The sequence below is a fragment of the Hafnia sp. HMSC23F03 genome, from assembly GCF_001816025.1.
In the GTDB taxonomy this organism is placed as follows: Bacteria; Pseudomonadota; Gammaproteobacteria; order Enterobacterales; family Enterobacteriaceae; genus Hafnia; species Hafnia paralvei.
Genome location: NZ_KV824222.1, coordinates 83,130 through 106,880, shown reverse-complemented (window position 1 = coordinate 106,880; position 23,751 = coordinate 83,130). Strand labels below are relative to the sequence as shown.

Below are 23,751 nucleotides of genomic sequence, written 5' to 3'. Positions count from 1 at the left end.
GGGAACACGATAAAGTACGCAAACGCCATGCCTAAATAGAACAGCAGAGAGCTTGAGAACAATAGCGGCATGAGCAAGCGGCGTTCATGCTTATAAAGCGCAGGCGCAACGAAAGCCCAAATCTGGTACAAAATCATCGGCGCAGAGATGAATACGGATACCATCATTGTCAGCTTGATCGGCGTGAAGAACGGCGATGCGACATCGGTGGCAATCATGCTCGCGCCTTGAGGCAGTTGCTTAATGAGCGGCGATGCAATCAGGTGGTAAATGTCGTTGGAAAAATAAACCAGCGCCAGAAATACCACCAGAATACAAATAATCGAATTTAAGAGTCGCTTACGTAGCTCGATTAAATGGCTAATCAACGGCTGGGTATCATCAACGGCCATGCTTTAACGATCGCTTGTTGTAGAGTGAGAGGGAACAGGCTGCTCTGGTGCTTTCACTGCTTGTTGCTCAGTGCTTACCAAAACGTCCTCTGTGGCTAACGGCTCAACCGAAGCTGCATTTGTCGCATCCACTTTAACGGCTTCCGCACGTTTGCGTTCATCTTCTCTTAAGTCTGCATCGACTTCATCGTGGAACGCTTCAGGATCCGACACATCCGGTTTATGGATGGTTTCAGCCGCTTTTGCTACAGGCTCAGTCACCTGAGTCTGATAGCTACGCTTCATCGACTCTGCGGCTTCTTTTAGCTCATCCATTGAGGCTTTTAGCTCAGGCGTGAGGTTTTGAAGACCTGCGCTTTCCGCTTTCTTCAGACTATCCTGCAACTCCTGCAGCTTTAATTCCTGCGACAGTTCATTCTGAACAGAGGCCGCAAGAGATCTCAGCGCCCTAATCCATCCTGCCACTGTACGCACTGCAACAGGTAACCGCTCAGGCCCTAGAACGACCAGGCCTATCACCATTACCAGCAACAGCTCACTAAACCCGATGTCAAACACGGTTTACACCTGCTCTTTGTTCTGGCTCTTAGATTCTTCTTTCTTCACTTCTGGCTGCTGCTCAGAAAGAGACTTAAAGTCTGCATCCTGTGGCGCTGCACTATTGTTTGCGTTAGTCGATGGAGGCGTTTTATCTTCGTCGCCAATCGCCTTTTTAAAACCTTTGATAGACGCCCCGAGATCGGAGCCCAGAGTACGCAGCTTGTTAGTGCCGAACAACAGCACCACGATCACTGCAATAATCAATAACTGCCAAATACTGATACCACCCATTTTAATCACCTCTATTGATAGGGGTTATTCGTGCGCCGCATTATACGGTAGTCACGCAGAAATATTGAACTACTAACCAATAACTATTAATTAAAACTATGCGCTGAGAACGATATAACACTCGTAAGAGGTATCTACTGACGGGTATAACGCCATCCAACAATCCAAGCAACACAGCCGCCAGCAATAATCCAAGCTGGCCAAACAGGTATCTTCGCAGCGACCAAGATCGTACCACTCAGTAATAGTGTAGCGCCAATCCCAAACAAATATCGTGAACGGCCATGGCGATTACGTTGCTTATCTAGCTGAACGAATACCCGATCAACACTCTGTTGCAAAACTTTGTGTTGTTGCAAGCTATCATAAAACAGCTCTGGGAGCTCTGGGAGCTTCTCAGCCCAAAACGGCGCTTTCTCTTTTAACGCACGAATAATCGCGGGTATACCCACCTGATCGCGTAGCCATGTTTCTAGGAAGGGCTTAGCCGTGGTCCACAAGTCTAACTGTGGATAGAGCTGACGTCCTAAACCTTCGACATACAGCAGCGTTTTTTGCAGCAGCACCAGCTGTGGCTGCACTTCCATATTGAAGCGGCGCGCAGTGTTAAAAAGGTTCAGCAGCACATGTCCAAAAGAAATCTCAGCCAATGGCTTTTCGAAAATCGGCTCACAAACGGTGCGAATCGCAAATTCAAAATCTTCGATGTTGGTATCGCGAGGAACCCAACCAGAGTCAACATGCAGCTCAGCAACCTTGCGATAATCACGGTTGAAGAATGCGATAAAGTTTTCAGCCAAATAACGTTTATCGTCTTTATTCAAACTCCCCACGATCCCGCAATCAATACCGATATATTGTGGGTTTTCAGGGTGTTCAAAACTGACAAAAATATTGCCAGGATGCATATCTGCATGGAAGAAACTATCGCGGAACACCTGCGTAAAGAACACCTGCACGCCTCGTTCGGCCAGCAGTTTCATATTGGTATTCTGCGCATGCAAAGCAGGTAAATCAGAAACCGGAATACCGTAGATCCGCTCCATAACCAGCACGTTTTCACGGCAATAGTCGGAGTAAATTTCTGGCACATACAGCATTGGGCTGCCTTCGAAATTACGACGCAGCTGAATCGCATTTGCCGCTTCTCGTAATAAATTAAGCTCATCCAGCAGCGTTTTTTCATATTCGCGCACCACTTCACGCGGGCGTAAACGACGACCATCAGGCATGAGCTTAGGCACCCAGCCTGCAAGTCGATACATCAGGCGAACATCGGCTTTGATGATTGGTAAAATATCAGGCCGAATGACCTTCAGAACGATCTCCTGACCATTCTCTTTCAGCTTAGCGGTATGCACCTGCGCAATCGACGCCGATGCTAATGCATTTTGGTCGAAATCATCAAACCACTGCTCAAGCGGGCCACCCATTGAGTCTTCAATTTGCTTACGGGCTAAAGCACCATCGAATGGCGCAACGCGATCCTGTAGCAATGCAAGCTGATCGGCAATCATCGGAGGGAAAAGATCGCGACGGGTAGACATCATCTGGCCAAACTTAATCCAGACCGGTCCTAGCTCTTGTAACGCTAAGCGCAAGCGCTCACCCAAAGGCTTATCTTTATGCTTGTTACGCATCCAGAACAGCAGATGACGCCCCATTCGTAACGGAAGCGTGATGCGCATTTTCGGGATCAGTTCATCTAGTCCGTAAGCAAGGAAAACCCGAACAATCAAATAAAATCGGCACAGTTCCGATGGCGTCATATTTTATCCTCAAGCTGAGAAAGTCGCTTTTCCAGACTTTCGAGCTGATGGCTGACGGCATCAACTTCTTCAGAAAACCAAGCCGCTTCCAAAACCCCTGGCGCTAGACGCCACTCTTCAGTCACAGTTTGGCCGATGTATTGTCGCTGGCGCTGGCTGCCAGTCACCACAAAACGGGCACCTTTGCGTATGAACATACTCATGCCCTGGGCAACGACATCCCCCGTATAGGGAGCTAACAACTCAGCAGGATCCCATTCAGCTAAATCCATTAAACCAATAAATTGCTGCACAATCTGAATATCTCCCTCTACGACTAAGTCGCCGGAGCGGATAAGCGCGGTAAGCTGTTGACGGTCACGCAGCTCCGGTAACACGGATAATCGCGTTTTGACGCTGCAATCCGTGTCGCCTTCCCACGCGCCCAAAACATCCAGACGGTTATCGCTAAAAACCAGATAGAGCGGTGAATTTATCTCATTGACGAAAACGCCCAGCACTTTGCCCGTCAGGCGCTGGCGCGCATTGTTGAGCGCACGGTCACGATACAACATTCGATTAAGTGCCGTTTCAATCGCACCGGTAAATAATGGGTTTAGCAATGGGGTCAGCATAACGATCCTTCAGTTAAAACTTATAGCCACGATGTAGAGCAACAATCCCACCAGTCAGGTTGAAATACGTCGTGTTTTCGAAACCTGCATCATCCATCATGGACTTCAGCGTTTCTTGATCGGGATGCATGCGGATCGATTCGGCTAAGTAGCGATAGCTTTCAGAATCATGCGCCACTAATTCACCAATTTTCGGCAGGATATGGAATGAGTACGCATCATAGGCTTTGTTGAGCGGCTCGAGTAATGGCTTGGAAAACTCAAGAACCAGCAAGCGTCCACCTGGCTTTAACACGCGATACATGGAGCGTAACGCTTTATCTTTATCGGTGACGTTGCGTAGACCAAAAGCAATGGTGATACAGTCAAAATGGTTGTCGGGGAAAGGCAGAGCTTCTGCGTTGGCTTGTACGTAGTTAATATTGCCGATAACGCCAAGATTACGCAGTTTCTCGCGCCCGATCTTAAGCATTGAGTCGTTGATATCTGCCAGAACCACTTCACCCTGCTCGCCAACAATGCGAGAAAATTTCGCTGCAAGATCGCCTGTACCACCAGCAAGATCAAGTACCTTTTGCCCACGGCGCACGCCGCTGCAATCAATGGTAAAACGCTTCCAGACACGATGAATACCAAATGACATGAGATCATTCATCAAGTCGTATTTTGCCGCTACGGAATGGAATACTTGAGCAACTTTGCCCGCTTTTTCAGCTGTGGCGACGGTTTTGAAACCAAAATGAGTGGTTTCTGGCGTTTGATCTACCATTTTCTAAGCCTGCTTTTAATCTAATTGATTGTGAATCTACGCGATTAAGCGCTGCCCGTTGGTGCGAACAGTGCTCGGCCTTATCGAAGCAAGGAGCAGTGTTTAATCATCGAGTCCGTTAGCGACTCTTATGGTAGGTTGCTGTATCGCCTGCTCGGCAGGATCAGCAAACTCCTCATCTTCGGGTTCATTTTCCAGTCGGGCTTCATCAGCAAGCGAAGGACTTATCGGCCTTTTCACTTCCACCCCTAAAGTGCGGAAACTCTCGACTTGTCCTATCAGATTACCACGGCCTTGTGCCAGTTTGTTCATTGCCTGACGATAACTTGCCTGTGATTTATCCAGACTCTGTCCAAGAGATTCCATATCATCAACGAACAAACGCATCTTATCGTATAATTTCGACGCACGTTCGGCGATTTTCTGCGCATTCTGACTTTGATGTTCATAGCGCCATAAATTACTAATAGTACGCAACGCAACTAACAGAGTTGTTGGGCTCACCAGCATAATGTTATGTCTTAGGGCTTCGCTGATCAGTTCAGGCTCGCGGTCGATGGCAGCTAAAAAAGCAGGCTCGACCGGGATAAACATCAGGACATAGTCCAAAGAGCGCAGTCCCGGAAGCTGCTGATAATCTTTACGCCCAAGCTGACGAATATGCCCTTTCACCGAAGCCACATGTTCCTGCAGCGCCAGCTCACGCACCATGTCATCTTCGGCGTTGAAATAGCGCTCATAGGCCACCAACGACATTTTCGCATCGACCACCACGTCTTTACCCTGCGGCAAACGCACAACAACATCGGGCTGCATACGGCTGTTAGTACCAACCTGGACACTCACCTGCGTCTGGTATTCGTACCCCTCGCGCAGGCCAGAGGCCTCCAAGACCCGGCTGAGGACAACTTCACCCCAGTTACCCTGTGTTTTGTTATCCCCTTTTAAAGCCTTAGTCAGGTTTACCGCCTCACGCGCCATTTGTGCGTTTAGCTGCTGAAGATTACGGATTTCATGCGCCAGTGTGTGCCTTTCACGCGCCTCTTGCCCAAAGCTATCCTGCACCTGACGGCGAAACCCATCTAGCTGTTCACGTAATGGGCTCAATAAGCTATTCAAACTTTGGCGATTCTGCTCTTCAACCCGTTTTCCACTATGTTCAAAAATACGATTAGCTAAATTTTCAAACTGAGCACTAAGGCGCTGCTCACTGTTGACCAGCAAGCGCTGTTTCTCTTCAGCTCCCAGCCGTGTCTCTTCCAGACGAATAGTCACTTCTCGTAATTCAGCCTCTTGCGCACTGTTGACCTCACGCAGCGCACGCAGCTCCTGATTTAGCTGCTCACACTCGTTACGCCACACAGATTGCTGATTCAGCTTCTCCTGCGTTGCGGCAAGCTGACTGTGCAGCATACGCAGTTCTTGATCTTTCTCGCGCTGCTGTAGCTCTTGCTGTTGGCGTTGCTGTATCAGCGTCTGATGCTCTTGCTGATACTGGGCAATCTCTTGCTGGTGCAGACGCAAATCACCTTCCAGTGTTAGCCGCTGCTGTTGCATTCGTAAACTCGCGATCAACCACCCCACCAGCATGCCAACGACGGCACCTGCTACACCATAAAATATGCTGGAATCCACCCTGCCTCCGCCTTATAACGCTTTCTGATCGTCACGGTAATAATATACTGTATGGATGTCCAGAGCGAATACGCAAAGGCTGCGAAACAGTACGCAAAATTGTATGAAATAGAATGAGAACTTAGTCCAGCCAGCCATTGAGCCACTGAATGCCAAATGCACCGGGTGCTAACATGGCAAATCCCCAAAGAATCGCTGACAGCAAATTGGCTAGCTGAAAATAGCGCTGCGGCATGCCACATATCCCCGCAACCAAAGGGACAACCGCACGCAGTGGGCCAAAGAAACGGCCGATAAACACGCCCCACGTTCCCCAACGTTCAAAGAAAGTGTGACCCCGAGCCATCATCTGTGGATGGCGGGATAGCGGCCACATATGCTCAACCTGATGCTGGTAGCGGTCACCAACCCAGTATGAAACCCAATCGCCAATAAACGCACCTGTGCTAGCTGCGATCCATAGCGGCCAAAAAGCAATTCCACTCTCGCCGATGAGGGCACCCAACCCCAACAAAATTACCGTAGCAGGGAGTAACAGAGACAGAAATGCCAGCGACTCGCCAAAAGCCAAAATGAAAACGATCGGGATGGCCCAATGCTCATGGTTGCGGACAAACTCAACCACTATCTGGATGATGCTATCTAACGTCACGATGCAACTCTCTCGATTGAGGTTAAACAGGCAGGATACGGCATAACGTGGCGTTGTAGATTAACCAAAAATAAACGGCCGATAAATCGGCCGTTTTAAACAGTGATGAAACGCTAACGATTAAGCCGTTGCCGTTGTCTGTTCAGCACGTAGCTCCTTGCCACGTACAGACCACAGCTCACGCCATTTACGTAGTGCAGAGATAAGGATAATCACGCCCAGAACCATCATGATAATAGAAATAGTTCCGTTGAAAATATTGTAGCCTTTCGCCGCCGAGTTGAAGTACACGTTCTTAATCATCCAATAACCGGCATAGTTTACGGTGACAAACAGGTACGCCAACGGGATAACACAGGTCAGCATATAAGCTCGTTTAGTCGCTAAACGCAGGATGATAGTGGCACCAATAATGAGGCCAACAGAAGCCATCAGTTGGTTAGATACACCGAACAGCGCCCATACCGAGTTAATGTCACCAGAGTTCAGCAGGTAGCCCCACAGCGCACAGGCGATGACAGAGCAGAAGATGGACCCAGGCAGCCAGTCAGTACGCTTCAGTGGAGCCCACAGGTCACCAAGGAAGTCTTGCAGCAGGTAACGTGCTACACGAGTACCAGAGTCAACGGCGGTCAGGATAAACACCGCTTCGAACATAATGACAAATTGGAAGAAATAAGACGCCAAACTGCTAAACCATGGCACACGGATGAAGATATCGGTCATACCCACAGCCAGCGTAACGGCACCACCGGTACGGCCATAAAGATCCAGACCAATTTCTTCGCTTAGCTTAGGCAGGTTAACCACATCCATGCCTAATCCCGCCCACGCTTCCGCACTTGAGTTAATCGCAAAGTAGTCAGCAGGATGCAGAGACGTTGCCGCAATCAGCGCCATCACACCAACCACACACTCCGCCAACATTGCGCCAAAACCTACCGGCAGAATATCGCTCCATTTATCGATCTGTTTTGGCGTGGTGCCAGAGCCGATAAACGCATGGAAACCAGAGATTGCGCCACAGGCAATGGTAATCGAGATGAATGGCCAAACTGGGCCAGCAAGAACCGGGCCGCCACCGTGAATGAACTGAGTCACCGCAGGGAACTGAATTTCTGGGTTAATGAAGATAACACCGATAACCAACGCCCCGAACACGCCGATTTTCATAAAGCTAGAAAGGTAACCACGCGGCGTCAGCAGCATCCATACAGGTAACGCGGTAGCAAAGAATGCATACGCTGGCAGCAACAGGCTTACCGTCGTCGCTTTAAACGTCAGCCACTCACCAAAAGTGGTGTTCTGGATATGAGGACCGAAGAATACGCAGGCCATGATCGCAGCGATACCCACGTAAGTCGCGCCTTTCATGCTGCCGGTAACGCGTTCCCACAATCCCACACCAATAGCGATAGGAATGGTCATAAACACGGCGAAAGTCCCCCAAGGGTTACGTTCCAGCGCGTGCACTACCACCATCGACAAACCGGCCATGGTAATCGTGATAATGAACAGCATTGCTAAACCCGTACACCAGCCTGCAATCGGCCCTAGCTCGGATTTAGCTACTTCAGATAAGGATTTACCTTGATGTTTCATGGACGCGAACAGCACCACGGTATCATGTACCGCACCGCCGACCACACAGCCAATCAACAACCAGAGGAAGCCCGGCAGGTAGCCGAACTGCGCTGCCAGAACCGGCCCAACCAAAGGCCCAGCAGCAGCGATTGCTGCAAAGTGGCTACCAAAGTTAACCCACTTTTTGGTAGGTACGTAATCTTTCCCGTCTTCAAAGGTATGTGATGGAGTCACTTCGTTATCATCAGCACGCAGTACCTTTTTTACGAAAAAGATACCGTACAAACGGTAGCAGATCGTAAGGATACACAGCGTAGCAATAACGAATGTAATTGCGTGTTGCATAGTTATTATCTCCTGAGGATTTCTCAGGCGTTAACATACTTGAGGGCTATTTGGGGAAGGGGTTGAATTTGATTAAGCGGTGTTTTGGCTCAGTAAGCGGTATGAAAAGTGGATTGAGTGGAGCCCATCGACTCCACTTTCATTAAATATCGGGGAGTTACGGCTCTAGGAACTGTTGCTGAAGTTGTGATCTCACCTGCATATTTAGGCCATATTCCTGTTCTAGCCAGCTATCGATTGTGCTGTATCTGGCTTTGATCGCATCCAACGCCGTGACCAAAAACTCTTCGCGAGCAGACAGTACATACGAAAACTGACCCAGCGCCTTTTCATTCAGTTTAACAGACAGATAATCCAGCATTTGGCTACGGAATGGCGCTAGCGTGGTTTCAGTTAAAAGATAATCTTCCATCACCGTGGCTTCGTCGGCGCCTAAGGCAAACAGTACCAGTGCTGAACCAACGCCGGTTCTATCCTTACCGACTGCGCAATGCTGCACGATGGCGCCTTCTTCACCGCTCTGTAACAGGGTGCTTAACAGTTGGTAAGCGTGATTGCTAAAAGGTAGGCGACGGTAGAGCTCCAACATAAAAGCGTTGGCGTCGAAAGACTCTAGCGCTTCGCTAGTGAGTTTCTCCAGATTAGCGTTAACTTCGGTACTCAGTGGATTAGCGGGCAAATTGATATAACGTACCGCATCCCAAAGCACATCTGGCTTGGTAGACACCTCGTCGGCATCACGATAGTCGAGGATATTTTTGATAGGTACATCTTGCAGGTAGCTTAAATCCTTATCCGTTAGGCGATCTAACGCCCCTGATCGGAATAACCTACCACGCTTAACTCGACGGCCATCGGCAGCGAGATAACCGCCCATATCGCGAAAGTTAACGCCACCTTCCAAGGGGGCAAGGGAGGGATGCAAAAAAATAGTGGCTGTCATCATGACCTCTTATTATTTTAGGTTATCGCTCCCACCTTATCAGATTCAGTGAAAAGCGGTAAAACCGCATCGCACCGAATCCTTATGAGCACGGCAATCGCGCCATCAAATGAGTCACGGTTAGGCGTTATTCCACCTTATTTCCACCATAGGCAGCAAACCACGCAAGCATTCGCTCCCAACCATCTTTGGCTGCTTCAGCGTTGTAACTACCGCGATAATCCGCATTAAATGCATGCCCAGCCTCTGGATAAACGATAATTTCTGCGATTGCATTAGCTGCTCGCAAAGACTGTCGCATCGTCTCTACCGTTTCTTGCGGAATACTGTCATCCAGACCACCGTACAAGCCTAACATCGGCGCACTGAGCTCAGCGGCGACATCAACGGGATGCTTTGGCGACGCTAAGGTTTTATCGCCCACCAAGCGACCATACCATGCAACCCCCGCTTTAAGCTGAGGATTGTGCGCTGCATAAAGCCAAGTAATACGTCCCCCCCAGCAAAAGCCGGTGACAAACAAGCGGCTCGCATCACCACCGTGGCGAGTGGCCCAGTGAGCTGCATGATCTAAGTCCCCCAAAACCTGTTTATCAGGTACTTTGCTGACTAGATGTTGAAATAACGAGGGAATATCAGTGTAGTCACTGGCTTCCCCTTGGCGGAAATAAAGCTCGGGGGCAATCGCCAAATAGCCCTGTTTTGCCAGACGACGGCAAATATCTTGAATATGCTCATGCACGCCAAAGATCTCCTGCACCACCAGCACAACGGGCAATGGCCCTTCTGCGTGCAAAGGCTTGGCTAAATATGCAGGGAGATCGTCGCCCTGAGATGGGATGGTAGTAAATCCTGCATGCAAACCTTCGCTATCGGTATGTACCGTGGTAGAGGAGATAGCGCCAGCGGCGGGGGAGAACGATGACGGTGAGGTTACCAGCGTAATGAGATCTTCGGTCTTCATGTAAAGCTCCCTGTCTGAATATATTGCAAGAATGTTAAGTATAAATAGCAATAATTTGTTTGCATGAGAATCAAACAATTCCCCGGAAGCCCTAAACAACACTTTATCGCCAACAAACGCGCTCCCAACTAGCGAACATAAAGTGTACATGTCACACTGTGAGCGGTGAAAAAAACCGCTAACTCGCCACATTGTGTGATTTTAATCACAATTATTTGTCGTTCTTGTTATTGTTTCTTCATATCTAGTGATTTGAGTCACGCATTTCACCGATGAATTTCAGTAGAGTGCGTTTTTGTTCCTCCTTAACAACTTATAGCAATGACAGAGGAGTCCGTATGTCTAATTCTGATGTTTTCCACCTCGGCCTAGTAAAAAGCGATCTGAAAGGCGCAACCTTGGCTATCGTCCCTGGTGACCCTGAGCGCGTAGAAAAAATTGCTAATTTGATGGATAACCCAGTCAAATTGGCTTCACATCGCGAATTCACTTCTTGGCGCGCAGAGCTAGACGGTAAATCTGTCATCGTTTGCTCAACCGGTATCGGTGGTCCATCAACCTCTATCGCCGTTGAAGAACTGGCGCAGCTAGGCATTCGTACCTTCCTGCGTGTCGGCACCACTGGCGCAATTCAGCCGCACATCAACGTGGGTGACGTACTGGTCACTACGGGTTCTGTACGTTTAGACGGTGCTAGTCTGCACTTCGCACCAATGGAATTCCCTGCCGTTGCCGACTTTACCTGTACGACCGCACTGGTTGATGCAGCTAAAGCGGTTGGCGCAACGACTCACATTGGCGTAACGGCATCTTCTGACACCTTCTACCCAGGTCAAGAACGTTATGACACCTTCTCTGGCCGCGTAGTTAGCCGTTTCAAAGGCTCTATGAAAGAGTGGCAGGAAATGGGCGTGATGAACTTCGAGATGGAGTCAGCGACTCTGCTTACCATGTGTGCAAGCCAAGGTCTGCGCGCAGGTATGGTTGCAGGCGTTATTGTTAACCGCACGCAGCAAGAAATTCCAAACGCAGAAACTATGAAGAAAACCGAATCTCACGCGGTGAAAATCGTAGTAGAAGCAGCACGTCGTCTGCTGTAATCGTTCGATTCAGACAACGCTCAATATCAAAAGGGAGGCTTATGCCTCCCTTTTCCATGGTAGCTCTCAAGACAGCTATAAGCAGAGAGAACCAAACGCCCCCTGCCAATCCTGCTCAAATTTAACAACCGCCGCATCCACGGCTGGTGACGCCAAGAATTGCTGAGCAACATCCAACGGCAACGTTATCGCTTCACAGCCCACCAGCAGACAATCTAATGCCTGACGCGGCGTTTTAAAGCTAGCCGCCAGCACCTTCGCGTGTGGAGCATGCATTTCCAGCAATGACTGAAGTTCTTGCACTGTTTTAATCCCGTCACCGCCTTGAGCATCAATGCGATTCACATAAGGTGCAACATAGTCTGCCCCCGCGAGTGCAGCCAATAACCCTTGTGCCGCACTGTAAACAGCGGTGCCTAACGTTGGGATACCTAACGCTTTTAACTGTTTGATCGCCGCTAATCCTTCGGGCGTTACCGGAATTTTCACCACCAGCCCTGATACCCGCTCCGTCAGTTGTTTAGCCTCTGTAACCATCTGTTCAGCATTACGTCCCATGACCTGTGCAAACAAAATTCCGCTGCCGCCAAGCGCATCACGCAGCTGTGGTAAGACATCCCAAATGGGCTGCCCACCTTTTGCGATAATACTGGGGTTAGTTGTTACCCCTTGCAGAGGAAAAATACGTGCTAAGCGTGTTACTTCCGCGATATCTGACGTGTCTAAATAGAGTTCCATAGCCTGTTTCCTTAGATTAAATGTCTAGCTCACGAGCCAGTAAGTTAGCCACATCGCTGGCATCACTAGCGCCAACCAGCGCGGAACGAAACTCCTCATGCATGATGCGACGCGCCAAGCGAGAGAAGATGCGCATATGCTGATCCCCAGCGGCATGTTTGTTTAGGGTTAACATAATGATGTATTGAGCCTCTTCATCTCCCCAGATGACTGGCTGCGGCAATCGCGCAACGCTGATTGTGGATTGCTCAATGTGTTCAGATTTAGTGTGGGGAATCGCAAAACCGAAACCGAGCCCGGTGGAAAATACAGCCTCTCTCGCCCATAAGTCAGCTTCGAGCTTACGCGGATAGCGACAGCGCCCGGCGAGCAGAAGATTATCGGTCATTCCTTTGATGACCTCTTCTTTGCTGCGCCAATCATTATTGAGTGAAATACAGTTAGCACTAATCAGCGGAGCATCCTGCTGCGTCATACGGAATTGAGCCAGTAAGTGCTCCACTTCTAAAGAAGTCCGGCAAGCCATGGCACGATTTAATAACAAGCGGCATTCGCGGCTGTCCAACTGTGCAAGCCGCGCTTTTGTGGCTGGAATAGAAGGAGCACTCATGCTGATTTCATCCAGCCCCAGTCCAAGTAACAACGGCAGCACCGAACCTTTGGCTCCTAACTCTCCGCACAGCCCAATCCATTTCCCCTGCCGATGTACTTCGCGCACCGCGTGATCTAACGCTCGTAAGAACGCAGGGTTGAGGCTGTTGTAATGCTTGGTGACCTTAGCGTTATCGCGGTCAACGGCGAGCAGATATTGCGTCAGGTCATTGCTGCCGATGCTAAAGAAATCAATCTCTTCACAGCATTGGTCGATGATAAACATCACCGATGGTACTTCCAGCATGATGCCCAACGGGATCTTTTCATCGAAAGGGATCTGTTCGGTACGGAGCTTTTGCTTCACTTCGGCAAGTTGATCTTTAACCCACAAGATCTCCTCCATCGAAGAGATCATCGGGATCATGATCTTCAGAGAGCCATGCGCCGACGCACGTAAAATTGAGCGCAACTGGGTATGAAAAAGAGAGATAAACTCCTGATAGATTCGTACCGCGCGATATCCGAGAAAAGGGTTATTTTCTGCAGGGATTTTTAGATACTCAACGGGCTTATCCCCACCAATATCCATGGTACGCACAATAATGCTACGCCCCTCGGCGCCCTCAAGGGCCTGACAATAAATATTGTAAAGTTCGTTTTCTGATGGTGCATGAGCACGATCCATATACAGCATTTCAGTGCGGAATAGCCCTACCGACTCAGCGCCGTTACTAAATGCCGGTGCGGCTTCAATGGAGTGGGCAATATTTGCGGCAACTTCCAAACGAACCCCATCTGCGCTGCGCCCCTGCGTGGAGAGATATGCCCTCTGCTGCTCACGGATGCGCTGCTGAACCTGTGCCTCAAGCTGGTAATAACGCTGCACTTCAGGCGACATATTGACAGCAACCAGCCCCAAATCCCCATCAATTTGCACCTCCTGGCCGACATACACAGCAAGAGCCTCTGCATCCACGCCCACCAGCGTCGGGATATTGAATGAACGAGCCAAAATCACCGTATGTGAAGTGCTGCCTCCGTTGCTCAACAGCAATCCTTTCAGCAGTGATTTATCCAGTTCTAAAAACTGACTTGGCGTTAACTCATCAGCCATACAGATTGAGCTTTGTTGCAATGCGGTCTGTGAAGGGAAGCGCTGACTACCATAAATTTGCTGCAATAGCTGAAAACAAACATCACGCACGTCAAGTGCCCGCTCGCGCAGATACTCACTCGCCGATGAGGAAAACTGCTGGCAGAAATGCTCTTCAGCCGCGACGATAGCCTGCGCACAGCTAGCGCCTTTTACCACCTGATCTAAAATCTGAGCGCGCAATGAGTGATCGCTGAGCAAAGAGCGATGCGCCTCCAACACCGCGCTCGTCGTACCGTTATCATCCAACAGTTGCAGATCCAAAGACTTCAGCAAACGGCTTAAACCCAAATCTAGCGCCTCCTGCTCTTCTTCCACACCGCGTGATGCGGGCAGTTCACCGAGATGCTTCAAATCCATCGTCGATAGGCGCAGTAAAATCCCCTGAGCAATCCCACCGCACACCGAACGAGCACGGACAACGTTAGGATTTAGATGAGTCAGTGACTGCGGCAATGCTTCCTCTTGGCTTTCCGAAAGCTGTGGCAAAGGCGCATCACAGTGAGGAAATTCATCTTTGATAAAGGCAGAAATACGTAAAAAAGCCTGCTCAGCATCAGCACCTTCAATGCTGATATGGCATTCATCACCCTGCAGTGTATCCGTACCAATTAAAGATAAGGCGCTTTTAGCATCCCCTTGCCTACCAGTACGCAAGTTGAACCACTCAATACGCGCAGTGAACTGGTTACATAAGGTTTCAATATGACTGGCGGGACGGGCATGGACACCGTTCGGTAAATCACAGGTAAATTTCAGCACTTGCGGCATGACGCGTTCTCCTGAACCAAAACTGGATGATGGCTAACAGGATAAAAGCGGTCTCCCCTATGCGGCTATGGGACAAAAATGCCAAACACTGGACAAATGTAATCATAAGCCAAAAGTGGGATGATGCTCACATCCCAAATTATGATGGGAAATATGTATCTATCATCGACAAGTTTGCGCCCGATCGCATTTTTCCACATATCGTACAAATATCCAGTAAATGTCAATTTTCTCCACTGTCTGCCTTACGCCAGATTGCCTATTGTGGAAACCTATTTCCTGTCATGCCCCCACCGCGGCAAACAAAGTCCATGCACTGGAGAACGCTATGAAAGAGTTGGTTCAGATACTCAAAAATACCCGCCAGCACTTGATGACTGGCGTATCACATATGATTCCTTTCGTGGTAGCCGGCGGTATATTGCTTGCCGTTTCCGTCATGCTGTACGGTCAAGGTGCGGTACCGAATGCAGCAACCGATCCCAATCTGAAAAAGCTGTTTGATATCGGCGTTGCAGGTCTAACGCTGATGGTGCCTTTTCTTGCGGCCTATATCGGTTATTCAATTGCCGACCGCTCTGCGTTAGCGCCCTGTGCAATTGGGGCTTGGGTAGGCAACTCATTTGGCGCAGGTTTTTTTGGAGCCATCATCGCCGGCATTATCGGCGGCATCATTGTGTTCTATCTCAAGAAGATACCGGTTCCCAAGATCCTGCGTTCCGTCATGCCTATTTTTGTTATCCCAATTATTGGCACGCTGCTGACCGCGGGGATCATGATGTGGGGATTAGGCGAACCTGTAGGTGCTCTCACGTCTAGCCTTACGCATTGGCTGCAAGGCATGCAGCAAGGGAGCATTGTGGTGCTGGCGATCATCATGGGGCTAATGCTGGCCTTTGATATGGGCGGCCCCGTCAACAAAGTTGCCTATGCATTTATGCTCATCTGCGTCGCTCAAGGGGTGTATAGCGTGGTAGCCATCGCCGCCGTGGCGATTGCAGTGCCACCTCTTGGGCTAGGTTTCGCCACTCTGATTGGTCGCAAATATTACAACGCCGAAGAGAAAGAAGCGGGCAAAGCCGCACTGCTGATGGGCTGCGTGGGGGTTACAGAAGGTGCGATACCTTTTGCCGCCGCCGACCCACTGCGTGTAATTCCGTCCATTATGATCGGCTCCGCCTGTGGCGCGGTAACCGCTGCGCTGTTAGGCGCTCAATGCTATGCAGGCTGGGGAGGACTTATCGTCCTGCCCGTCGTGGAAGGCAAACTCGGCTATATCGTGGCATTAGCCGTAGGCATGGTCGTCACAGCCCTTTGCGTCAACGTGTTAAAAAGCCTAGCCGCTAAAAAGCAGGCTGAGAAAACAGAAAACAAAGAAGACGATTTAGACCTAGATTTTGAAATCAATTAATTCTGCTTTGAGGACATCATTATGACCAAAATTATTGCTGTGACCGCTTGCCCATCCGGTGTTGCCCATACTTACATGGCTGCCGAAGCCTTAGAACGTGCGGCCCTAGCCAAAGGCTGGGAATGCAAAGTAGAGACTCAAGGTTCAATCGGACTAGAAAACGAATTAACGGCTGAAGACGTGGCATCGGCGGATATGGTGATCTTAACCAAAGACATCGGCATCAAATTTGAGGAAAGATTCCAAGGTAAAACCATCGTACGCGTCAACATCAGCGATGCGGTAAAACGCGCTGATGTCATTATGGGGAAAATTGAGTCGCATCTTTCACAAACTGCCTGATTGCCTAACGAGAGTGGCGTCATTGCTGCTCTCGATTACCGCGCTGAATTCTCGAATCGGAGTCCATTATGACCGCTCGTATCGAACGCCTTAAAGCAGCGATGTTTGCAAATCCAAGAGAAATTTCTCTGGAGCGCGCCCTGCTCTATACCGCCAGCCACCAGCAGACAGAAGGTGAGCCAACCATTTTGCGGCGCGCTAAAGCGACGGCTTACATACTCGATCACGTCGAGATTTCGATTCGAGCTGATGAACTTATCGCAGGCAATCGCACCGTTAAGCCGCGCGCGGGGATCGTTTCGCCTGAAATGGATCCCTATTGGCTGCTAAAGGAGTTGGAACAGTTCCCGACGCGCCCACAGGATCGCTTTGAGATCGCCAACGAGGATAAGCAGATATATCGTGAGCAGCTATTCCCATATTGGGAAAAGCGCTCCATGAAAGATTTCATCAATGAGCAGATGACCGATGAAGTCAAAACGGCCGTTAAAACGCAGATTTTCAGCATCAACCAGACCGACAAAGGTCAGGGACATATCATCATTGATTACCCTCGCCTGCTCGAAAATGGTCTTGGCCAGTTAGTGGATGAGATGCGATCGCTTACGTCTCGGCATCCAGATAATGCGTTCTACCAGGCAGCCCTTTTACTGCTCGAGGCCTCACAGCGCCATATTCTGCGCTATAGCGCGTTGGCGCAGGAGATGAGCTTCGCCTGCTCAGATGCACTGCGTAGGGAAGAACTAGCAAATATTGCGGAGATATCTCGTACTATTGCCGTTGAACGACCACGAGGCTTCCATCAAGCCTGCCAGTTGTTTTGGTACATGAATATCATTCTTCAGTATGAATCGAATGCCAGCTCGCTCTCGCTAGGACGTTTCGATCAATACATGTTGCCGTTTTATCAGGCATCGCTACAGCAAGGAGAGGATCCACAGTTCTTACAGGAACTTTTAGAGTCGCTATGGATCAAGTGCAACGATATCGTCTTACTTCGTTCAACCTCCAGTGCCCGCTACTTCGCCGGATTCCCGACGGGTTACACTATTTTGTTAGGGGGGCTTACCGAAACCGGACGCAGTGCCGTTAACCCGCTGTCGTTTTTATGTTTGGACGCCTACCAAAATACCCAACTACCGCAACCGAATCTCGGCGTGCGCGTAAATGAATTGATCGACCGGCCTTTCCTCTTAAAAACGGCTGAAACCATCCGTATTGGTACGGGGATCCCACAGATATTCAATGATGAAGTCGTCGTACCGGCATTTTTGAACCGCGGAGTTTCTCTGGAAGATGCGCGCGATTATTCTGTGGTTGGCTGCGTAGAACTGTCTATCCCCGGCAAAACCTACGGTTTACATGACATCGCCATGTTTAACCTGCTTAAGGTGATGGAAATCGTTCTACTTGAGAATGAAGGTAACGCCAATCTTAGCTATGACGATCTGCTAGAACAAATCCGCCATAAGATTTGTCATTACGTGAAGCTAATGGCACAGGGTAGCAACATCTGTGATATTGGCCACCGCGATTGGGCTCCTGTTCCTTTGCTTTCCTCTTTTATCAGCGACTGCCTCCATAACGGCAAAGACATTACTGAAGGCGGCGCACGCTACAACTTCTCTGGCGTACAAGGGATTGGCATCGCTAACCTCAGCGACTCACTGCATGCGTTGAAAGGGATCGTTTTTGATCAACAGAGACTCAGTTTTGATGAACTTATCGCAACGCTAAAGGCCAACTTCGCCACCCCTGAGGGTGAACAAATTCGCGCTCGCCTTATCAACCGTTTTGAAAAATACGGCAATGACATCGACGTCGTGGATAACATTAGCGCCGACCTGCTGCGCTTCTACTGTAAGGAAGTAGAAACCTATCGCAACCCACGCGGAGGCCAGTTCACACCGGGTTCTTATACGGTTTCAGCACATGTCCCACTGGGTGCCGTAGTGGGCGCGACGCCCGACGGACGCTACTCAGGGGAACAACTGGCCGACGGCGGATTATCCCCAATGCTTGGTCAAGATGCTCAAGGGCCGACGGCAGTACTTAAGTCGGTCAGCAAGCTGGATAACTACCTACTTTCTAACGGCACACTGCTAAACGTCAAATTCACGCCGTCTACGCTTGAAGGACAATCCGGCCTCAATAAGCTGGCAGATTTTCTTGGTGCCTTTACCAAGCTCAAGCTTCAGCATATCCAATTTAACGTTGTAAATGCTGAAACATTGCGAGCAGCTCAGGCGAAGCCACAAGACTATGCTGGGCTTGTCGTTCGTGTTGCTGGCTACAGTGCTTTCTTTGTCGAGCTTTCAAAGGAAATTCAGGATGACATCATTCGCCGTACGGCACATCAGCTCTAGTAAGCCGATATCTGCTGGGCGCTTGTCAGACAACATGGCGCGGATTTTTAATATACAGCGCTATTCGCTCAACGACGGCGGCGGGATCCGCACCGTCGTCTTTTTCAAGGGATGTCCGCACACCTGCCCGTGGTGTGCGAACCCCGAGTCAATGTCGAGCCGCATTCACACCGTGCGCCGAGAAGCAAAATGCTTGCACTGCCAGCCTTGCCTTAACAACGCGGATGAATGTCCGGCCACGGCAATGGAGCGTATTGGTCGCGATATTTCGTTAGAGAATCTGCTTAAGGAAGTGCTCAAAGACGACGTATTTTTTCGCACGTCTGGGGGAGGAGTCACTCTGTCAGGCGGCGAGGTACTTATGCAGGCTCCCTTTGCGCTACAGTTTCTTACCCGCCTTAAAGAGCTTGGGATAAATACCGCGATAGAAACCGCAGGCGACGCCAACGAAGAAATGCTGCTCAAAGTGGCTCAACGATGTGATTTAGTGCTTTTCGATCTCAAAATAATGGATACGGAACAGGCAAAAAATGTGCTGAATATGCATCAGCCACGGGTTTTAAAAAACTTCGCTCGTCTTATTGCTGCGGGAATAACAGTGATACCGCGTGTACCGCTCATTCCCGGTTACACACTGGAGCACAACAATTTTCACGCAATCCTCGACTTCTTAGCTCCATTCAATCTACCGGAAATACATTTATTACCTTTCCATCAGTTTGGAGAGTCTAAGTATCAGCTATTAAATCGCCCTTATGCGATGAAAAATGTTGCAACACCAAGCGAACAGGATATTGAACTCATACGACAACTGGCTATAAACGCAGGCTATCGTGTTATAACGGGTGGATAAGTCATATTCGGAAGGAGACTGAGATGGCAATAAAACTGGTGGCAGTGACAGGCTGCATTAGCGGTGTTGCTCATACCTATATGGCCGCAGAGAGATTAGAGAAAATCTGCCAGCACGAAAAATGGCAGGTGAAAATCGAAACTCAAGGCGCTCTCGGTATCGAAAACCCGCTGACAGAGCATGATATTCGCTCGGCTGACGTTGTGTTACTCATTGCCGATATTGAGCTAGAAGGCGCGGAACGTTTTGTTCACTGCCGCTGTGTGCACAGCAGCATCAGCACATTCCTACGTTTCCCAGAGAAAACGCTCTCTGCTGTGAAAAAAATCATCACATCCCCGCAGGATACTCACGTTAAAATCAGCTAAAACAGTCGATTATCTACTTATCCAACAGTTGGCTTCGATACTGGCGACGATATTCAGAAGGCGATCGTTCGGTGGTTTTACGAAACAGTCTACAAAAATAGTTACTATCAACAAACCCACAGGCGTGTGCAACCTCTTTTACCTTCATGTCATAGCGTTTAAGCAAATGTTTTGCCTGTTCCAACCGCGTATAGTTCAGGTATTCATTAAAACCGATCCCCCCAGCTTTCTGAAACAGATGAGAAAGGTAATTCGGTGATATATAAAACGCCTGCGCCACAGATTCACGCGTCAGTGGTTCACGGTAAAACTCATCAAGATGTTCACGTACCGCATCAAACAGAGCCTGACTGCGGGAAGCCGTTTGCACCTGACTTCCGAGTAAATCCAGACAGTGGCTGATCAGGCTTTTCACGATAAAACATGCTGTGCTCTGGTCACGCTGATTCCATGTCAGTTCATTTAGCGCCTGAAGCAAAAATGACCCCACCCGCGGGCCACGACGCGCTACATTTTGTTTGCCAAGATCTTGGTATTGCTCACCATCCCAGCTCAACAGGCTGAATCCTAGCTGCTGCTTACCAAATAAAATACTGAGTGTGGTCACCGGCATCTTCCATTCGGGGCTATTCCAGCCACCCGCGGGAACAAACAAAGCATCACCAGCCTGAAGAATATGCTCAGCAGCGCCTTCCTGCACATCCTCCCATTTCATTTTCTGTTGGCCTTCCAGCACTAGCTCCAAACGAGGGAAATTCACCTGATATGCAAGTTCAGGCGCGGGTTGCTGATTCCCAGCAAAATACACCTGCCCCTGCCGATCCGGCTGCTGTAGCCATAACGTTAACGCATGTGTAATTTCTCTCATGAGATCCAAACCCTTTGGTGATATACCCCAATAATTGCCGTTGCAACACAAGAAGGATTTAGCCTTTTGAACAGCGCTTGCGCTGGCCCCAACGGGGCGAGGCAAAGCCGAGTCACGCGGCAAGCATCGTGGGCATAAATGTCGAGCTAACGGCTTAAAAGAATATCACAGACTATTTCTCTCACCGCTGACCTTTCCTTTAAATACACAAAACGGCTACTGGAAATCCAGTAGCCGTTGGTTTTATAGCCAAGAAACGTCTTGATTACGCTTCTAGTTCACGCAGTCGCTGCGCTGCTTTCACCATATTCGCCAGTGACTGACGAGTTTCCGGCCATGCGCGTGTTTTCAAACCGCAGTCTGGGTTAACCCACAAACGTTCCGCAGGAATGTTTTGCGCAGCTTTACGCAGCAAGTCTTCAATCCATTCTACGCTTGGCACATTTGGCGAGTGAATGTCATAGACGCCTGGGCCAATTTCATTGGGATATTCGAACGCTTTAAACGCTTCCAACAAATCCATATCCGAACGAGAAGTCTCGATAGTGATCACATCCGCATCCAGTGCTGCTATAGAATCCATAATGTCATTGAACTCGCAATAACACATATGGGTATGGATTTGAGTGTCATCTTGAGCCACAGCGGCATTTAAGCGGAACGCATCAACCGCCCATTCCAAGTATGCCTGCCAATCCGAGCGACGCAGCGGTAAACCTTCACGCAAAGCAGGTTCATCAATCTGAATGATGCCAATACCGGCTTTCTCCAAATCTTCCACCTCATCGCGCAGCGCTAAGGCGATCTGCTTAGCGATGACTTCACGTGTCACGTCCTCACGAGGGAATGACCAACACAGGATGGTCACAGGCCCTGTCAGCATGCCTTTCACTGGTTTGTCTGTCAGTGACTGAGCATATTTGGCCCACTCTACGGTAATCGCCTCTGGGCGGCTGATATCACCAATAATGACCGGTGGTTTTACACAGCGGGAGCCATAGCTCTGTACCCAACCGTTTTGGGTAAATACAAAGCCATCGAGGTGTTCACCAAAGTATTCCACCATATCATTACGCTCTGCTTCACCGTGGACCAACACATCCAGACCAAGACGCTCCTGTTCAGTGATAGCCTGTTTAATGTGCTCGCTGATCCCTGTGCGATAGTTATTACCATCCACGCGCCCCTGTTTGAAGTCGAGACGAAGCCCACGAATTTCGGTCGTCTGTGGGAATGAGCCGATGGTTGTCGTTGGCCATGCTGGCAGATTAAAGCGCGCGCGCTGAGCTTTCGCTCGCTCTTCATAAGGCTGATTACGCGCACTGTCACGGGCGGTGATTGCCGCCAGACGCTTCTCTACCTGCGCATTGTGTACGCGGGTTGAGCGACGACGAGCGCGAATCGGTGCGCTGTAATCGGTCAGCGACTGTAGATTTTCTGCTGTCGGATCGTTGACCGCTTTCGTCAACAGAGCCAGCTCTGCACATTTTTGTAATGCGAAAGCAAACCAGCTTTTTACCTCTGCATCTAAACGCGTTTCAACATTCAGGTCGATTGGGCTATGCAGCAGCGAACAAGAAGAACCGATCCAGATTTGGCGTTGAGACACCAACGGTTGAATGCGTTCAAACCACTGGCCGACATCAGCACGCCATACGTTACGACCGTTAATCGCACCGATGGACAGCACCCACTCTTGCGGTAGCGCATTGTGCAATGCAGATAAATCATCGTTGCCATGTACCGCATCTACGTGCAGCCCCTGAACCGGCAACGCCCGGATTGTGTCTAGGTTATGGCTGATACCTTCAAAATAGGTCGTCAGCAACAGTTTTACCTGCCCTGCCAACGCCTGATAAGCGGGTTGATACGCATCCAGCCACTCCTGAGGAAGTTCCAGAACCAGCGCAGGCTCATCGATTTGTACCCACTCAATGCCGCGATCGGCCAACGCTTTTAGCACCTGCTGGTAAACCGGCAGAATATCTTTCAGCAGTTCCAGACGATCAAACTGAGCACCTTTCACTTTGCCGAGCCAGAGATAGGTTACGGGGCCAAGCAGTACCGGTTTTACGTTATGACCCAGCGCTAACGCCTCATCAACTTCATCCAGCAACTGTTGCCAGCCCAGAGAGAAACTCTGACCCTGAGTAAACTCAGGCACCATGTAGTGGTAGTTAGTGTTAAACCATTTGGTCATTTCGGCAGCGGCAGCCGGTTCGCCGGTTGGTGCACGACCACGGCCGATACGGAATAGCGTATCTAAATCAATCGAACCGTCAGCATTTTGATGACGTGCTGGCACATTCCCCAGCAGCAGGCTGGTTGTCAGCACATGGTCGTACCATGCGAAATCACCCACAGGTAATAAATCAACGCCCGCGTCTTGCTGTTGCTGCCAATGACGTGCACGCAGCTCTTTACCTACGGCCAACAATTCGTTTTGCGAGATATTGCCCGCCCAATAGCTTTCTTGTGCTTTTTTCAGTTCGCGACGCAGGCCGACACGCGGGAAACCTAAAGTGTGATTGATTACGCTCATTATTGTTACCTCATTATGACCCGATATAACCGCGCTCGGCGTCTGAATTATTATGGTTATACTCTAGATAATCTGGGTTGAAGAAAGGCGACACGTGAGTGGATCCCTAAGTGCACAAACAGCGCTGTCAGTAGGGTGAACAAACAT

General features: G+C 49.6%; 20 protein-coding genes and 1 pseudogene. 6 read left to right on the top strand and 15 right to left on the bottom strand.

The genetic code is table 11. The features are described 5' to 3' along the window. The 11 genes and pseudogenes from tatC to HMPREF3091_RS10445 form a co-directional block, all read right to left on the bottom strand. Positions 1-353 (bottom strand): annotated as a pseudogene (gene tatC, locus HMPREF3091_RS22875) (twin-arginine translocase subunit TatC); the annotation flags it as partial. A gap of 42 nt (positions 354-395) precedes the next feature. Continuing rightward, the gene (tatB, locus tag HMPREF3091_RS10490; RefSeq protein ID WP_070715709.1) at positions 396-950 is read right to left on the bottom strand and encodes a Sec-independent protein translocase protein TatB; all 555 of its coding nucleotides are present in this window, start codon (positions 948-950) and stop codon (positions 396-398) included. Between the two features lie 3 nt (positions 951-953). Beyond that, entirely contained in the window at positions 954-1,223 is a 270-nt protein-coding gene (tatA, locus tag HMPREF3091_RS10485) for a Sec-independent protein translocase subunit TatA (RefSeq protein ID WP_004089379.1), read from the bottom strand. 134 nt (positions 1,224-1,357) lie between these two features. Continuing rightward, complete coding sequence (ubiB, locus tag HMPREF3091_RS10480; RefSeq protein WP_004089378.1) at positions 1,358-2,992, bottom strand: ubiquinone biosynthesis regulatory protein kinase UbiB; 1,635 nt, start codon at positions 2,990-2,992, stop codon at positions 1,358-1,360. Next, positions 2,989-3,606, bottom strand: coding sequence for a ubiquinone biosynthesis protein UbiJ (locus HMPREF3091_RS10475; protein ID WP_070715707.1), 618 nt, complete (start codon positions 3,604-3,606; stop codon positions 2,989-2,991). Before HMPREF3091_RS10475 ends, ubiB begins: the two co-directional genes overlap by 4 nt. Before the next feature lie 13 nt (positions 3,607-3,619). Further along, entirely contained in the window at positions 3,620-4,375 is a 756-nt protein-coding gene (ubiE, locus tag HMPREF3091_RS10470) for a bifunctional demethylmenaquinone methyltransferase/2-methoxy-6-polyprenyl-1,4-benzoquinol methylase UbiE (protein ID WP_004089375.1), read from the bottom strand. A gap of 102 nt (positions 4,376-4,477) precedes the next feature. Beyond that, positions 4,478-6,010 carry a DNA recombination protein RmuC gene (gene rmuC, locus HMPREF3091_RS10465; protein ID WP_070715705.1) on the bottom strand — a complete coding sequence of 511 codons (1,533 nt, stop codon included), beginning with the start codon at positions 6,008-6,010 and terminating at the stop codon, positions 4,478-4,480. Between the two features lie 121 nt (positions 6,011-6,131). Next, complete coding sequence (locus tag HMPREF3091_RS10460) at positions 6,132-6,662, bottom strand: DedA family protein (RefSeq protein ID WP_008815889.1); 531 nt, start codon at positions 6,660-6,662, stop codon at positions 6,132-6,134. Between the two features lie 120 nt (positions 6,663-6,782). Further along, positions 6,783-8,591 carry a carbon starvation CstA family protein gene (locus tag HMPREF3091_RS10455; protein ID WP_004089370.1) on the bottom strand — a complete coding sequence of 603 codons (1,809 nt, stop codon included), beginning with the start codon at positions 8,589-8,591 and terminating at the stop codon, positions 6,783-6,785. A 157-nt stretch (positions 8,592-8,748) separates the two neighbouring features. After that, positions 8,749-9,534, bottom strand: a complete 786-nt coding sequence (locus HMPREF3091_RS10450; protein WP_008815888.1) for a tyrosine-protein phosphatase — start codon at positions 9,532-9,534, stop codon at positions 8,749-8,751. 127 nt (positions 9,535-9,661) lie between these two features. Next, positions 9,662-10,498: a dienelactone hydrolase family protein gene (locus HMPREF3091_RS10445; protein ID WP_070715704.1), complete on the bottom strand. Its 837-nt coding sequence runs from the start codon at positions 10,496-10,498 to the stop codon at positions 9,662-9,664. 338 nt (positions 10,499-10,836) lie between these two features. Here HMPREF3091_RS10445 and udp point away from each other — a divergent pair, with 338 nt between their 5' ends. Next, positions 10,837-11,598, top strand: coding sequence for a uridine phosphorylase (gene udp / locus HMPREF3091_RS10440; protein WP_004089366.1), 762 nt, complete (start codon positions 10,837-10,839; stop codon positions 11,596-11,598). Positions 11,599-11,673: 75 nt separating this feature from the next. On the opposite strand, the gene fsa is transcribed toward udp, so the two are convergent. After that, positions 11,674-12,336 carry a fructose-6-phosphate aldolase gene (fsa, locus tag HMPREF3091_RS10435; protein ID WP_070715701.1) on the bottom strand — a complete coding sequence of 221 codons (663 nt, stop codon included), beginning with the start codon at positions 12,334-12,336 and terminating at the stop codon, positions 11,674-11,676. 16 nt (positions 12,337-12,352) lie between these two features. Continuing rightward, the gene (ptsP, locus tag HMPREF3091_RS10430) at positions 12,353-14,854 is read right to left on the bottom strand and encodes a phosphoenolpyruvate--protein phosphotransferase (protein WP_070715700.1); all 2,502 of its coding nucleotides are present in this window, start codon (positions 14,852-14,854) and stop codon (positions 12,353-12,355) included. A 328-nt stretch (positions 14,855-15,182) separates the two neighbouring features. Between ptsP and HMPREF3091_RS10420 the strand changes: the two genes are divergently transcribed. The 5 genes from HMPREF3091_RS10420 to HMPREF3091_RS10400 all read left to right on the top strand — a co-directional run bounded on the left by HMPREF3091_RS10420 (position 15,183) and on the right by HMPREF3091_RS10400 (position 20,194). Beyond that, positions 15,183-16,265, top strand: coding sequence for a PTS fructose transporter subunit EIIC (locus tag HMPREF3091_RS10420; RefSeq protein WP_070715697.1), 1,083 nt, complete (start codon positions 15,183-15,185; stop codon positions 16,263-16,265). A 21-nt stretch (positions 16,266-16,286) separates the two neighbouring features. After that, positions 16,287-16,607, top strand: a complete 321-nt coding sequence (locus HMPREF3091_RS10415) for a PTS fructose-like transporter subunit IIB (protein WP_004089362.1) — start codon at positions 16,287-16,289, stop codon at positions 16,605-16,607. Positions 16,608-16,675: 68 nt separating this feature from the next. After that, positions 16,676-18,973 carry a formate C-acetyltransferase gene (locus HMPREF3091_RS10410; RefSeq protein ID WP_070715695.1) on the top strand — a complete coding sequence of 766 codons (2,298 nt, stop codon included), beginning with the start codon at positions 16,676-16,678 and terminating at the stop codon, positions 18,971-18,973. Continuing rightward, positions 18,939-19,826 (top strand): [formate-C-acetyltransferase]-activating enzyme, encoded by an 888-nt coding sequence (locus HMPREF3091_RS10405; protein ID WP_070715693.1) that lies wholly within the window; start codon positions 18,939-18,941, stop codon positions 19,824-19,826. Before HMPREF3091_RS10410 ends, HMPREF3091_RS10405 begins: the two co-directional genes overlap by 35 nt. A gap of 23 nt (positions 19,827-19,849) precedes the next feature. Further along, positions 19,850-20,194 (top strand): PTS fructose-like transporter subunit IIB, encoded by a 345-nt coding sequence (locus tag HMPREF3091_RS10400; protein ID WP_070715691.1) that lies wholly within the window; start codon positions 19,850-19,852, stop codon positions 20,192-20,194. A 13-nt stretch (positions 20,195-20,207) separates the two neighbouring features. Here HMPREF3091_RS10400 and HMPREF3091_RS10395 read toward each other — a convergent pair whose 3' ends face one another. Together HMPREF3091_RS10395 and metE are read right to left on the bottom strand one after the other, a co-directional pair. Further along, positions 20,208-21,062: an AraC family transcriptional regulator gene (locus HMPREF3091_RS10395; protein WP_035502141.1), complete on the bottom strand. Its 855-nt coding sequence runs from the start codon at positions 21,060-21,062 to the stop codon at positions 20,208-20,210. A gap of 265 nt (positions 21,063-21,327) precedes the next feature. Next, positions 21,328-23,604 carry a 5-methyltetrahydropteroyltriglutamate--homocysteine S-methyltransferase gene (gene metE, locus HMPREF3091_RS10390; RefSeq protein WP_070715689.1) on the bottom strand — a complete coding sequence of 759 codons (2,277 nt, stop codon included), beginning with the start codon at positions 23,602-23,604 and terminating at the stop codon, positions 21,328-21,330. Positions 23,605-23,751: the final 147 nt, after the last annotated feature.

Bases quoted from the DNA above. Each gene is read 5' to 3' on its own strand.
- HMPREF3091_RS10405 (WP_070715693.1), top strand. From the start codon at position 18,939: ATGACATCATTCGCCGTACGGCACATCAGCTCTAGTAAGCCGATATCT.
- HMPREF3091_RS10415 (WP_004089362.1), top strand. From the start codon at position 16,287: ATGACCAAAATTATTGCTGTGACCGCTTGCCCATCCGGTGTTGCCCAT.
- ubiE (WP_004089375.1), bottom strand. From the start codon at position 4,375: ATGGTAGATCAAACGCCAGAAACCACTCATTTTGGTTTCAAAACCGTC.
- metE (WP_070715689.1), bottom strand. From the start codon at position 23,604: ATGAGCGTAATCAATCACACTTTAGGTTTCCCGCGTGTCGGCCTGCGT.
- HMPREF3091_RS10400 (WP_070715691.1), top strand. From the start codon at position 19,850: ATGGCAATAAAACTGGTGGCAGTGACAGGCTGCATTAGCGGTGTTGCT.
- HMPREF3091_RS10445 (WP_070715704.1), bottom strand. From the start codon at position 10,498: ATGAAGACCGAAGATCTCATTACGCTGGTAACCTCACCGTCATCGTTC.
- udp (WP_004089366.1), top strand. From the start codon at position 10,837: ATGTCTAATTCTGATGTTTTCCACCTCGGCCTAGTAAAAAGCGATCTG.
- HMPREF3091_RS10410 (WP_070715695.1), top strand. From the start codon at position 16,676: ATGACCGCTCGTATCGAACGCCTTAAAGCAGCGATGTTTGCAAATCCA.
- HMPREF3091_RS10395 (WP_035502141.1), bottom strand. From the start codon at position 21,062: ATGAGAGAAATTACACATGCGTTAACGTTATGGCTACAGCAGCCGGAT.
- ptsP (WP_070715700.1), bottom strand. From the start codon at position 14,854: ATGCCGCAAGTGCTGAAATTTACCTGTGATTTACCGAACGGTGTCCAT.
- HMPREF3091_RS10475 (WP_070715707.1), bottom strand. From the start codon at position 3,606: ATGCTGACCCCATTGCTAAACCCATTATTTACCGGTGCGATTGAAACG.
- HMPREF3091_RS10450 (WP_008815888.1), bottom strand. From the start codon at position 9,534: ATGACAGCCACTATTTTTTTGCATCCCTCCCTTGCCCCCTTGGAAGGT.
- fsa (WP_070715701.1), bottom strand. From the start codon at position 12,336: ATGGAACTCTATTTAGACACGTCAGATATCGCGGAAGTAACACGCTTA.
- HMPREF3091_RS10420 (WP_070715697.1), top strand. From the start codon at position 15,183: ATGAAAGAGTTGGTTCAGATACTCAAAAATACCCGCCAGCACTTGATG.
- HMPREF3091_RS10455 (WP_004089370.1), bottom strand. From the start codon at position 8,591: ATGCAACACGCAATTACATTCGTTATTGCTACGCTGTGTATCCTTACG.
- tatA (WP_004089379.1), bottom strand. From the start codon at position 1,223: ATGGGTGGTATCAGTATTTGGCAGTTATTGATTATTGCAGTGATCGTG.
- ubiB (WP_004089378.1), bottom strand. From the start codon at position 2,992: ATGACGCCATCGGAACTGTGCCGATTTTATTTGATTGTTCGGGTTTTC.